The 12513-nt window shown below is 63.6% G+C and carries 12 protein-coding genes; 9 read left to right on the forward strand and 3 right to left on the reverse strand.

Going from position 1 to position 12513, the window contains the following annotated elements; translation table 11 throughout:
- The first annotated feature begins 2 nt into the window (after window positions 1-2).
- On the forward strand, window positions 3-692 hold the full coding sequence (locus HX851_RS30605; RefSeq protein ID WP_177064389.1) for an endonuclease: 690 nt from the start codon (window positions 3-5) through the stop codon (window positions 690-692).
- 201 nt (window positions 693-893) lie between these two features.
- On the opposite strand, the gene HX851_RS30610 is transcribed toward HX851_RS30605, so the two are convergent.
- Window positions 894-1232, reverse strand: coding sequence for an SPOR domain-containing protein (locus tag HX851_RS30610; RefSeq protein WP_368670249.1), 339 nt, complete (start codon window positions 1230-1232; stop codon window positions 894-896).
- A gap of 252 nt (window positions 1233-1484) precedes the next feature.
- Here HX851_RS30610 and csrA point away from each other — a divergent pair, with 252 nt between their 5' ends.
- Window positions 1485-1679 (forward strand): carbon storage regulator CsrA, encoded by a 195-nt coding sequence (gene csrA / locus HX851_RS30615; RefSeq protein ID WP_177061816.1) that lies wholly within the window; start codon window positions 1485-1487, stop codon window positions 1677-1679.
- Window positions 1680-1768: 89 nt separating this feature from the next.
- Here csrA and bkdR read toward each other — a convergent pair whose 3' ends face one another.
- Window positions 1769-2257: a Bkd operon transcriptional regulator BkdR gene (gene bkdR, locus HX851_RS30620; RefSeq protein WP_177061814.1), complete on the reverse strand. Its 489-nt coding sequence runs from the start codon at window positions 2255-2257 to the stop codon at window positions 1769-1771.
- Window positions 2258-2452: 195 nt separating this feature from the next.
- On the opposite strand from bkdR, the gene HX851_RS30625 reads away from it, so the two are divergent.
- The 4 genes from HX851_RS30625 to lpdA are packed head-to-tail and all read left to right on the forward strand — an operon-like array spanning window position 2453 to window position 7425.
- The gene (locus HX851_RS30625) at window positions 2453-3688 is read left to right on the forward strand and encodes a 3-methyl-2-oxobutanoate dehydrogenase (2-methylpropanoyl-transferring) subunit alpha (protein ID WP_177061813.1); all 1236 of its coding nucleotides are present in this window, start codon (window positions 2453-2455) and stop codon (window positions 3686-3688) included.
- Window positions 3689-3691: 3 nt separating this feature from the next.
- Entirely contained in the window at window positions 3692-4747 is a 1056-nt protein-coding gene (locus HX851_RS30630) for an alpha-ketoacid dehydrogenase subunit beta (RefSeq protein ID WP_017128217.1), read from the forward strand.
- Window positions 4748-6034 (forward strand): dihydrolipoamide acetyltransferase family protein, encoded by a 1287-nt coding sequence (locus HX851_RS30635; protein WP_177061812.1) that lies wholly within the window; start codon window positions 4748-4750, stop codon window positions 6032-6034.
- Between the two features lie 2 nt (window positions 6035-6036).
- Entirely contained in the window at window positions 6037-7425 is a 1389-nt protein-coding gene (gene lpdA, locus HX851_RS30640) for a dihydrolipoyl dehydrogenase (RefSeq protein ID WP_177064390.1), read from the forward strand.
- Window positions 7426-7610: 185 nt separating this feature from the next.
- Here the strand turns inward: lpdA and HX851_RS30645 are convergent, their stop codons facing one another.
- On the reverse strand, window positions 7611-8396 hold the full coding sequence (locus HX851_RS30645) for a class II aldolase/adducin family protein (protein WP_177064391.1): 786 nt from the start codon (window positions 8394-8396) through the stop codon (window positions 7611-7613).
- Between the two features lie 238 nt (window positions 8397-8634).
- Here HX851_RS30645 and HX851_RS30650 point away from each other — a divergent pair, with 238 nt between their 5' ends.
- The 3 genes from HX851_RS30650 (at window position 8635) to HX851_RS30660 (ending at window position 12473) form a co-directional block, all read left to right on the forward strand.
- Complete coding sequence (locus HX851_RS30650) at window positions 8635-10596, forward strand: oxidoreductase (RefSeq protein ID WP_177064392.1); 1962 nt, start codon at window positions 8635-8637, stop codon at window positions 10594-10596.
- A gap of 166 nt (window positions 10597-10762) precedes the next feature.
- Window positions 10763-11359 carry a cupin domain-containing protein gene (locus tag HX851_RS30655; RefSeq protein ID WP_177061808.1) on the forward strand — a complete coding sequence of 199 codons (597 nt, stop codon included), beginning with the start codon at window positions 10763-10765 and terminating at the stop codon, window positions 11357-11359.
- A 16-nt stretch (window positions 11360-11375) separates the two neighbouring features.
- Window positions 11376-12473: a DNA alkylation repair protein gene (locus HX851_RS30660; protein ID WP_177064393.1), complete on the forward strand. Its 1098-nt coding sequence runs from the start codon at window positions 11376-11378 to the stop codon at window positions 12471-12473.
- Window positions 12474-12513: the final 40 nt, after the last annotated feature.

The following is a 12513-nucleotide window of genomic DNA, read 5'->3' on the forward strand; positions in this document are numbered from 1 at the left end:
CAATGCTTGTGCGCGTTATCGCTTTGCTCTGCCTGTGCTGGCTGTTGCCGGCCCAGGCCGAGGCCCCCCGCACCTTCACCGAAGCCAAGAAAGTCGCCTGGAAACTTTATGAACGCCAGTCCACGGAGTTCTATTGCGGCTGCAAGTACAGCGGCAACCGGGTCAATCTCGAAGCCTGCGGCTATGTCCCGCGCAAGAACGCCAACCGCGCCGCGCGCATCGAGTGGGAGCATATAGTCCCGGCCTGGCAGATCGGCCACCAGCGCCAGTGCTGGCAGCAAGGCGGACGCAAGAACTGCAGCCAGAACGATCCGGCCTACAAACGCGCCGAAGCCGACCTGCACAATCTGGTGCCGAGCATCGGCGAAGTGAACGGTGACCGCAGCAACTTCGGCTTCGGCTGGCTGCCGGAGCAGAAAGGCCAATACGGCTCGTGCCTGACCCAGGTCGACTTCAAGGCCAAGAAAGTCATGCCGCGCCCATCGATTCGCGGGATGATCGCCCGCACCTATTTCTACATGAGCAAGCAGTACGGCCTGCGCCTGTCGAAACAGGATCGCCAGTTGTATGAGGCGTGGGACAAGACCTACCCGGTGCAGGTCTGGGAACGCCAGCGCAACCAGAGCGTGGCCTGCGTGATGGGGCGCGGCAACGAGTTTGTCGGTGCGGTAGACCTGAAGGCCTGCGGCTGACAGCACCCTACACATCCTTCTGTAGGAGCCGACGTGCCGGCGCCTACAGAAGTGATGATCGTTCCCACGCTCTGCGTGGGAACGCATCGGGTGACGCTCCGCGTCACCGACAGAGCGGACGCAAAGCGTCCTGGGCGGCATTCCACGCGGAGCGTGGGAACGACCAACCGCCATCGCCGGCAAGCCGGCACCCCTACGTTATCAAGGCTGCGCCTTGTGCTCCACGACCTCGGAATCCATGTTCTGCTTGTCGGCCAATTGCGCCTTTTTCTGCTCGGCAATCTCCTTGCTCGCAAACGGCCCGGCAATCACCCGACCATCGTCGAGGATCTTGAACGGGAAACCATGCTCGATCAGCCAGGCGGTCCAGTCGGTCAGCGCCTTGGACTTGTCATCCTTGATCAGCAGGTCCCAACCCGTAGTTGTGGCCGCCGCGACTACCGGGGCAGCGGCCGCTTTGGCCGGCTCGACCTGCTTTCCCGAACCGTCGCCACAACCGGCCAGCACCACGAATGCCACCATCACTGCTATTCTGCGCACAAAGCGTCTCCCGTAATGATCAGTTAATGTGATTTTATCACCTTACGGCTTGTCTCAACCCTGTTGATCTGAGCTGCTCCTGTCTTTATCAGGCTGAATTACCGACGATTTTCCGGCTTCGGGGAATTAAATAGAATGAAATGACGTCTGTAATGAACCACCCGCTCGAATGAACTTGGCGGTATTCTGTGTGTAAGACCTAAGCCAGGAATGCCTGCGAAAGGCACCTTAGTAACAATCAAGGAGAAAGACATGCTGATACTCACCCGCAAAGTCGGTGAAAGCATCAACATCGGTGACGACATCACGATCACGATTCTGGGCGTTAGCGGCCAGCAAGTCCGGGTCGGCATCAACGCCCCGAAAGACGTTGCCGTGCATCGTGAAGAGATTTACCAGCGTATCCAGGCCGGCCTGTCTGCCGGAGACAAGAAAGACCCGCTGTAGGACTTCACACTCGTCAGCCCTGCCGCCCACGGTCGCGGCTGACGAAAGTTTCCCCTCCCCTCTCCTTGCCTTCCCCCTTCATCGCCCAGTCACAGGGCCAGGTTCAGGCCGCCCGCCGGCAACGGCAGCGCCGTCTTGTAGCGCACCTGCTTGAGGGCAAAACTGGAACGGATATTCGCCACCCCCGGCACCTTGGTCAGGAAGTCCATCATGAAGCGCTCCAGCGCCTGGATGGTCGGTACCAGCACGCGAATCAGATAATCCGGATCCCCCGCCATCAGGTAGCACTCCATCACCTCCGGCCGATCGGCAATCGCCGCCTCGAAATGCTGCAACGCTTCTTCCACCTGCTTTTCCAGGCTGACATGGATAAACACGTTGACGTGTAACCCCAGCAGTTCCGGATCGAGCAGGGTCACCTGCTCGCGAATCAACCCCAGTTCCTCCATCGCCTTGACCCGGTTGAAGCACGGCGTCGGCGACAGGTTGACCGAGCGGGCCAGGTCGGCGTTGGTGATGCGGGCATTCTCCTGAAGGCTGTTGAGAATCCCGATATCGGTACGATCCAGTTTGCGCATGAGATAAAAACACCTGTTTTTTATGGTTATGCAGATTTTTTATCTGCAAATACTCTCGGGCGCAACCAAACAGAGAGAAATATTCTCCTACGACCGGCCTATGATTGTTGTAGGACAAGATTTCCCTTACCCAGGGAATGATTGCCAGCTAGCGCGCCCACTACAAGAAATTCACAAGATAGAGCGTAGAAAGCCATGACCTCAGCGTACGAACCGCTGCGCCTGCACGTTCCTGAACCCTCAGGCCGTCCCGGTTGCAAGACCGATTTCAGTTACCTGCGCCTGACCGATGCCGGCCAGGTCCGCAAACCGCCCATCGACGTCGAACCCGCCGACACCGCCGACCTGGCCAAGGGCCTGATCCGGGTGCTCGACGACCAGGGCCAGGCCCTCGGGCCGTGGGCCGAAGATGTCCCGGTGGAGATCCTGCGCAAGGGCATGCGTGCCATGCTCAAGACGCGGATCTTCGATACGCGCATGGTGGTCGCCCAGCGCCAGAAGAAAATGTCGTTCTACATGCAGAGCCTCGGCGAGGAAGCCATCGGCAGCGCCCAGGCCCTGGCCCTGAACATCGACGACATGTGCTTTCCGACCTACCGCCAGCAAAGCATCCTGATGGCCCGCGAAGTGCCGCTGGTGGACCTGATCTGCCAACTGCTGTCCAACGAGCGCGATCCGCTCAAGGGCCGGCAACTGCCGATCATGTATTCCGTACGCGAACATGGTTTCTTCACCATTTCCGGCAACCTCGCCACCCAATTCGTACAAGCAGTCGGCTGGGGCATGGCCTCCGCAATCAAGGGCGATACCAAGATCGCCTCGGCCTGGATCGGTGACGGCGCCACCGCCGAGTCGGACTTCCACACCGCCCTGACCTTCGCCCACGTCTACCGTGCCCCGGTGATCCTCAACGTGGTCAACAACCAGTGGGCGATCTCCACCTTCCAGGCCATCGCCGGCGGTGAAGCCACCACCTTCGCCGGGCGCGGCGTGGGCTGTGGTATCGCCTCGCTGCGGGTCGACGGCAACGATTTCATCGCGGTCTATGCCGCCTCCGCCTGGGCCGCCGAACGCGCCCGGCGCAACCTCGGTCCGACCCTGATCGAGTGGGTGACCTACCGTGCCGGCCCGCACTCCACCTCCGACGACCCGTCCAAGTACCGCCCCGCCGACGACTGGAGCCACTTTCCCCTCGGTGACCCGATCACGCGCCTCAAGCAGCACCTGATCGCCATCGGCCAATGGTCCGAAGAAGAACACGCCAGCGTCAGCGCCGAACTGGAGGCCGAGATCATCGCGGCCCAGAAAGAGGCCGAACGCTTCGGCACCCTGGCCGGCGGGCAGATGCCCAGCGCCGCGACCATCTTCGAGGACGTCTACAAGGAAATGCCCGACCACTTGCGTCGGCAGCGCCAGGAACTGGGGCTATAAGTCATGAACGATCACAGCAAACTGCAAACGGAGAACGCCGTGGCGACCAGCACCATGACCATGATCCAGGCCCTGCGCTCGGCCATGGATGTGATGCTCGAGCGCGACGATAACGTGGTGGTCTTCGGCCAGGACGTGGGCTACTTCGGCGGCGTGTTCCGCTGCACCGAGGGCTTGCAGGGCAAGTACGGCACCTCGCGGGTATTCGATGCGCCGATCTCGGAAAGCGGCATCGTCGGCGTGGCGGTCGGCATGGGCGCCTACGGTCTGCGACCGGTGGCGGAAATCCAGTTCGCCGATTATTTCTACCCGGCCTCCGACCAGATCGTCTCGGAAGCGGCGCGCCTGCGCTATCGCTCGGCCGGCGAGTTCGTCGCGCCGATGACCCTGCGCATGCCTTGCGGCGGCGGTATCTACGGCGGCCAGACCCACAGCCAGAGCCCGGAGGCCATGTTCACCCAGGTCTGCGGCCTGCGCACCGTCATGCCGTCCAACCCCTATGACGCCAAGGGCCTGTTGATCGCCGCCATCGAAAACGATGACCCGGTGATCTTCCTCGAACCCAAGCGCCTGTATAACGGCCCGTTCGACGGTCACCACGACCGCCCGGTAACCCCCTGGTCGAAACACCCGGCCAGCGCCGTACCCGATGGCTACTACACCGTGCCCCTGGACAGCGCCGCGATTGTCCGGCCGGGCAGCGAGGTGACCATCCTCACCTACGGCACCACCGTCTATGTGGCCCAGGCCGCCGCCGAGGAAACCGGGGTCGATGCCGAAGTCATCGATCTGCGCAGCCTGTGGCCGCTGGACCTGGAAACCATCGTCAATTCCGTGAAGAAAACCCGTCGCTGTGTCGTCGTCCACGAAGCCACGCGCACCTGTGGTTTCGGCGCCGAGCTGATCTCGCTGATCCAGGAACACTGCTTCCACTACCTGGAAGCACCGATCGAGCGCGTCACCGGCTGGGACACGCCCTACCCCCATGCACAGGAGTGGGCGTACTTCCCCGGTCCAGTGCGCGTCGGTGCGGCTTTGAAACGGGTCATGGAGGTCTGAATGGGTACCCACGTCATCAAGATGCCGGACATTGGCGAAGGCATCGCAGAAGTAGAATTGTCCCAATGGCATGTGCAGGTCGGCGACCTGGTGGTCGAAGACCAGGTCCTGGCGGACGTCATGACCGACAAGGCCATGGTCGATATTCCCTCGCCGGTCCACGGCAAGGTGATTTCCCTCGGCGGCCAGCCGGGTGAAGTCATGGCGGTCGGCAGCATCCTGATCAGCATTGAGGTCGAAGGCGCCGGCAACCTGCGTGAAGGCAACGAAGCCCCGGCAGCCAAGGCGGCCCCGGCACCTGCCCCGGTAGCGCCAGCACCGGTTGCCCAGCCGAAAGTCGACAGCCAACCGGTAGCCGAGCCGGCAGCAACGCCTGCCGTCGCGCGACCGGCGCCAGTGGCACGCCAGGCCGATGAACGTCCGCTGGCTTCCCCCGCCGTGCGCAAACAGGCCTGGGATGCCGGAATCGAGTTGCGTTTCGTCCAGGGCAGCGGCCCGGCGGGACGTATCCTCCACGATGATCTGGACGCCTACCTGGCCCAGGCCGGACAACCCGCGCAGCACAGTGGCAGCGGCTATGCCCGCCGTACCGACGAAGAGCAGATCCCGGTGATCGGCCTGCGCCGCAAGATCGCCCAGCGCATGCAGGACGCCAAGCGCCGCGCCGCGCACTTCAGCTATGTCGAGGAAGTCGATGTCACGGCCCTCGAAGAGCTGCGCGTGCACCTGAACCACAAGCACGGCGACAGTCGCGGCAAGCTGACCCTGCTGCCGTTCCTGGTGCGGGCGCTGGTCGTCGCCCTGCGGGATTTCCCGCAGATCAACGTGCGCTACGACGATGATGCCCAGGTCATCACCCGCCACGGCGCGGTGCATGTCGGCGTCGCCGCGCAGACCGACGGCGGCCTCATGGTGCCGGTGGTACGGCATGCCGAAAGCCTCAACCTGTGGGGCACCGCGGACGAGATCAACCGCCTGGCCAAGGCCGCCCGCACGGGCAAGGCCACGCGCGAGGAAATGTCCGGCTCGACCATCACCCTGACCAGCCTCGGTGCCCTCGGCGGCATTGTCAGCACGCCGGTGCTGAACCTGCCGGAAGTCGCCATCGTCGGCGTCAACCGCATTGTCGAGCGGCCCGTGGTGATCAAGGGCCAGATCGTCATTCGCAAGATGATGAACCTTTCCAGTTCCTTCGATCACCGCGTGGTCGACGGCATGGACGCGGCGCAATTCATCCAGGCCATTCGCGGCCTGCTCGAACAACCCGCCTGCCTGTTTGTGGAGTGACCATGCAACAGACTCAAAACACCACCCTGCTGATCATCGGTGGCGGCCCCGGCGGTTACGTCGCGGCCATCCGTGCCGGGCAACTGGGCATTCCCACCGTGCTGGTGGAAGGCCAGGCACTGGGCGGCACCTGCCTGAACGTCGGCTGCATTCCGTCCAAGGCGCTGATCCATGTCGCCGAACAGTTCCACGCCACGCAAAGCTACATCGGCGATACCTCGCCACTGGGAATCAAGGTGTCGGCACCGACCCTGGATATCGGCAAGAGCGTCGAGTGGAAGGACGGCATCGTCGACCGCCTGACCAGTGGCGTCGCGGCGCTGCTGAAGAAGAATGGGGTCAAGGTTATTCATGGCTGGGCCAAGGTGATCGACGGCAAGCACGTCGAGGTCGACGGCCTGCGCATCCAGTGCGAACACCTGCTGCTGGCCAGCGGCTCGCAGACGGTCAACCTGCCGATGCTGCCGGTGGGCGGCGCGGTGATTTCCTCCACCGAGGCCCTGGCCCCGACCTCGATTCCCAAGCGCCTGGTCGTGGTCGGGGCCGGCTACATCGGCCTGGAACTGGGCATCGCCTACCGCAAGCTCGGTGCCGAGGTGACGGTGGTCGAGGCCCGTGACCGCATCCTGCCAACCTACGACCGCGAACTGACCCAGCCGGTGGCCGAGTCGATCAAGGCCCTGGGCATCAATGTGCTCCCGGGACACAGCGTCGAAGGCTTCGATGCCGCGACAACCACCCTTGAAGTGCGCGATCCCCAGGGTGAAGCCCGGAAGCTGGCCACCGACCAGGTGCTGGTGGCCGTCGGCCGCAAACCGCGCACCCAGGGCTGGAACCTCGAAGCGTTGGCACTGGAGATGAATGGCGCGGCGATCCGCATCGACAACCGTTGCCAGACCAGCATGCGCAATGTCTGGGCCATCGGCGACCTGACCGGGGAGCCGATGCTGGCCCACCGCGCCATGGCGCAAGGCGAAATGGTTGCCGAACTGATTTCCGGCAAGCACCGCGAGTTCAACCCGACCGCCATCGCCGCCGTGTGCTTTACCGACCCGGAACTGGTGGTGGTCGGCAAGACCCCGGATGAAGCCAAGGCCGCCGGACTGGACTGCCTGGTGTCGAACTTCCCGTTCGCCGCCAATGGCCGGGCCATGACCCTGGAAGCGAAAAGCGGTTTTGTGCGGGTGGTGGCGCGGCGTGACAATCACCTGATTGTCGGCTGGCAAGCGGTGGGTGCCGGGGTCTCGGAACTGGCGGCGGCCTTTGGCCAGTCGCTGGAAATGGGCGCACGCCTGGAAGACATCGCCGGCACCATCCACGCCCATCCGACCCTCGGTGAAGCGGTGCAGGAAGCGGCGTTGCGGGCGTTGGGGCATGCGTTGCATGTCTAACGGCTACAGTGCCTGACCTGTTGCACACTCTCCTGTAGGAGCCCGGCTTGCCGGCGATGGCGACCGGATTGACGGCGCAAGGCTTGAGGGCCTTATCGCCGGCAAGCCGGGCTCCTATAGTATCGTGCCGGACATAAAACCGGTGACCGGCCACCCCAGGGCTTTGCGGTGTTCATCCAATCGCGTCAGTTGCGATAATCCGGCGCCACCCGATCCAGCAAGCGCAACATCGCCGACCAGGCCATGTCCATGGCATTCGGGTCGGTCAACTGCCCCTCCTCCACCGGCCGCCCCGGATCGTTGAACTGGCGTTCGGTATGCGCGCAAACTTCATGGGGCGGCAGCACCAGCTCGCCACACGCCTGGGCAGTGACCTGGATCTCGCAGGCCTTTTCCAGGTAGTACATGCGCAGGAACGCCTGCCCCACCGTCTCGCCCACGCTCAACAGACCATGATTGCGCAGCACCATCACCGACTTGTCCCCCAGGTCGTGCACCAGTCGCGCCTGCTCATCCATGTCCAGCGCCACGCCTTCATAGTCGTGATAAGCCGTGCGCCCGTAGAACTCCATGGAAATCTGGTTCACCGGCAGCAACCCGCACTTGAGGGCCGCCACCGCACAACCCGACCTGGTATGGGTGTGCAGCACGCAGTGGGCATCCTCGCGGGCACCATGAATCGCACCGTGAATCACGAAGCCGGCCGGATTCACCGGATAGGGCGAATCTTCCACCGCCCGCCCGTCCAGGCCGATCTTCACCAGGTTCGACGCGGTGATCTCCTCGAACATCAGCCCGTAGGGGTTGATCAGGAAGTGGTGATCCGGACCAGGCAGGCGCAGGGAGATATGGGTGAAGATCAGGTCGGTCATGCGAAAGTGCGCAACCAGGCGATAACAGGCCGCCAGTTGCTCGCGCAATTGGCGCTCGATGGCTGCCGGCGCGGCAGCGGTATGCAGAAGGTCGTTCAAGCGGAGGACTCCCTCAGGCAGGTGGATAGGATCAGGTCTGCGGTGCGCCACGGCAGCGCCCGGCATTGGCTACTTTACTGGCTTGCCCGCGCATTGAAAGGCTCTTGATGTGCTTATTTGTGAGGATTCGACACCACCAAAAGTAAAAATATAGATTGATTTTTTACTACAGGTAAATTTTCATGGAGAAACAACAATAATTGCCCGACATCGATTCCGGGTTGCCTGGAGTATTGCCATGCCGTCGTCCCCGCACGCCTTCACCCACCTGTTCGAACCCTTGCAGTTGCGCGGCAAGCGCCTGAAGAACCGCATCATGTCCAGCGGGCACGACACCTCCATGCCGACCGACAACCGGGTCAACGAGCAGTTGATCGCCTATCACCGGGCTCGCGCCGAGGGCGGTGTCGGCTTGATCGTGCTACAGGTGGCCGGAGTCCACGACAGTGCGCGCTACACCTCCCATGTGCTGATGGCCACCGACGATGACTGCATCGATGGCTATCGGCGGTTGGCCGAGGCCTGTCATGCCCAAGGCACGCTCGTGCTGTCCCAGGTCTTTCACCCCGGCCGGGAAATCATGGAGTCCAGCGACGGCTTGCTGGCCGTCGCCTACTCGGCGTCCTGCGTGCCCAACGAACGCTTCCGGGTCATGCCCCGGGCGCTGGACCAGGCGATGATCGACGAGATCGTCAGCGGTTATGCCGCCGCCGCGCGGCGCCTGCACCAGGCCGGCATCGACGGCGTGGAGGTGGTCGCCAGCCATGGCTACCTGCCGGCGCAATTCCTCAATCCACGGGTCAACCGGCGTACCGACGAATACAACGGCGACCTCGGCCAGCGCCTGCGTTTCCTGCGGGAAGTGATCGCGGCGATACGAGCGGCCAGCGATCCGCAGTTCATCATCGGCCTGCGCATTTCTGCCGACGAGCGCGACCCCGAGGGCCTGACCGAAGACGAATCCCTCGCCGCCGTGGTGCAACTGCAGAGTGAACTGGACTATGTGCATATCGTCGCCGGCACCTCGGCCTCCCTCGGCGGGGCGATCCATATCGTGCCGCCGATGGCCATCGAAGCGGCGTACCTGGCGAAGGAAGCCGGGACCTTCAAGGCTCGCCTGTCGATTCCGCTGTTCGTCACCGGACGGATCAACCAGCCCCAGGAAGCCGAGCTGATCATCGCCCGCGGCCAGGCGGATGTCTGCGGCATGACCCGCGCGCTGATCTGCGATCCGCAGATGCCGAACAAGACCGACAGCGGCCACAGTGAAGACATCCGCGCCTGCATCGCCTGCAACCAGGCCTGTATCGGCCACTTCCACAAGGGCCTGCCGATCAGTTGCATCCAGCATCCGGAAACCGGCCGCGAGTTGCAGTACGGACAGCTGATCGCCACGGCCCGGCGCAAGCGGGTGATGGTGGTCGGCGGTGGTCCCGCCGGGATGAAGGCGGCGGCCGTCGCGGCCCAACGCGGCCATGAAGTGACGCTGTACGAAGCCGGTACGCAACTGGGCGGCCAGGTCCTGCTGGCGCAGTTGCTGCCCCGACGCAGCGAGTTCGGCGGCGCCAGCACCAACCTGCAACGGGAAATGCAACGGGCGGGCGTGCGGGTGCTGCGCAATACCCGGGTCGACCGCGCGCTGGTGGAGCGCGAACGGCCGGACCTGGTGATCGTCGCCACGGGGGCCGAACCCTACTGGCCGGCGTTCGAGCGCGGCGGCGAACTGCAGGTCGTCGACGCCTGGCAGGTGCTGCGTGACGAAGAGCCGATCGGGCGTTCGGTGGTGGTGGTCGACTGGCGTTGCGACTGGATCGGCCCGGGGATTGCCGAACGCCTGGTACGCGCCGGGCATCAGGTTCGACTGGCGGTCAACGGCACCCATTGCGGCGAGAGCCTGCCGCTCTATGTGCGCGATCAACTGGCCGGCGAACTGCACCGCCTCGGCATTCCGATCACCCCGTATGCCCGGCTCTATGGTTGCGACGACAGCACCGTGTACCTGCAACACACCGCCAGCGGCGAGCCAATGCTGTTCGAGGACGTCGATACCCTGGTGCTGTGCCAGGGTCATCAACCCGTCGACACCCTGGGCGACGAGTTGCAGGGGCTGGTGGAATTTCACCGGATCGGCGACTGCCTGGCGCCGCGCACGGTGGAGGAAGCGATCTACGAGGGCCTGAAGGTGGCCTGGGAGATCTGACCGCGAACCCCATTGTAGGAGCCGGCTTGCCGGCGATGGCGTCCTTACGGTCGATGCAAGTTTCAAGGACCTCATCGCCGGCAAGCCGGCTCCTACAGAGGTTCGTTACACCTCAGCACGCGCCAAGTACCTTATACTGCGGCCCTTTCAAGGATCGGAGCTGGCCATGAGCAATGCCCCAACGCCCGCCGGCGACAGCACCACGGCGGGCCCGCAGTTTCTCGGCACGCGCATTCGCGGCCTGCGTAAACGGCGCGGCATGACCCTGACCGAACTGGCGACCCAGGCCGAACTCACCGCCGGCTACATCAGCCAGTTGGAGCGCAACCTCGCCTACCCGTCGATCCCGGCCCTGTTCAACATCGCCCGCAGCCTGGGCGTGACCATCCAGTGGTTCTTCGCCAGCGAAACCACCACCGCTCCCGCGGACAACGGCTATGTGGTGCGCAAGAACAGCCGCTTGAGCGTGCACTACGAGGACGGCATCGTCGACCAGTTGCTCACCCCGCAGCCCAACCGCCAGCTGGAAATGCTCCACTCGCGCTTCCCGCCCGGCACCTACAGCCAGCAAAGCTACAGCCATGAAGGCGAAGAAGCCGGCTACCTGCTGTCCGGCAGCTTCGAGCTATGGGTCGGCGAGCGGCATTTCCAACTGGTCGAAGGCGACAGCTTCAGTTTCTCCAGCCAGGAGCCGCATCGCTACGGCAACCCCGGCGATGTCGATGCCGTCGTCATCTGGGTCATCACCCCGCCAACGTTCTAACGGAAAAGGTAGCGCCATGAGCACGGAACAAGCCCCCGCGCTGAAGGAAACCTTCAACAGCGAACGCCTGCTGCATATCGCCAGCGAAATGCGCGCGGTGTACCCCGACTTCGACAGCGCCGGCTTTCTCAGCCGGACCCACCAGGGCCTGGACGAGCTGTCGATCATGCAGCGCCTGGCCCGGGTCAGCGAGAGCCTGCACGCGGTGCTGCCGCTGACCTACAAGCAGTCGCTCAAGGTGCTGCGCCAGCTCGCCCCACGTCTCAACAGCAGCTTTGTCACCCTGTGCTTGCCGCATTATGTCGCCAGCTACGGGGCGAAGGATTTCGATCTGTCGATGGAGGCCCTGAAGTACTTCACCACCTTCGGCTCCGCCGAATTCGCCATCCGGCATTTCCTGCTCAACGATTTCGAACGCACCCTGGCGGTGATGGAAAGTTGGGCGCTGGACACCAACGAGCATGTCCGACGCCTCGCCAGCGAAGGTTCGCGGCCGCGCCTGCCCTGGTCCTTCCGACTGGCGCGGATCCAGGCCGACCCGAGCCTGGCCGCCGGGATACTCGACCGACTCAAGACCGATGACAGCCTGTACGTGCGCAAATCGGTGGCCAACCACCTCAACGACATCACCAAGGAGCATCCCGACTGGGTGCTGGAACTGATCGAAGGCTGGTCGCTGGAAGATCCGCGCACCGCCTGGATCGCCCGTCATGCCCTGCGCAGCCTGATCAAGCAGGGCAATCCGCGGGCCCTGACACTGATGGGCGCGGGCGCCAAGGCCCAGGTCGAGGTGCTGGACCTGAAGGCCGAGCCGGCCGTGATCCACCTCGGCGACAGCGTCACCCTCTCCTTCACCCTGACCTCCACCGCGTCGGCCAGCCAGAAGCTGGTGATCGACTACGGCATCGACTACGTCAAGGCCAACGGCGGCACCTCGACCAAGGTCTTCAAGCTCAAGACCCTGCACCTGGCAGCGGGCGCGAGCGAAACCCTGAGCCGACGCCAGCACATTCGTGAACTGACCACCCGCAAGCACTACAGCGGCCATCACGCGGTGCACCTGCTGATCAATGGTGAGCGTCTGGGCAGCAGCGGCTTCGATATTCTCGAATAAACTCCCTGGAGTCGGCTTGCAGGCACACCGCGTTATCGTT

It is taken from the genome of Pseudomonas gingeri (assembly GCF_013385635.1).
In the GTDB taxonomy this organism is placed as follows: Bacteria; Pseudomonadota; Gammaproteobacteria; order Pseudomonadales; family Pseudomonadaceae; genus Aquipseudomonas; species Aquipseudomonas gingeri_A.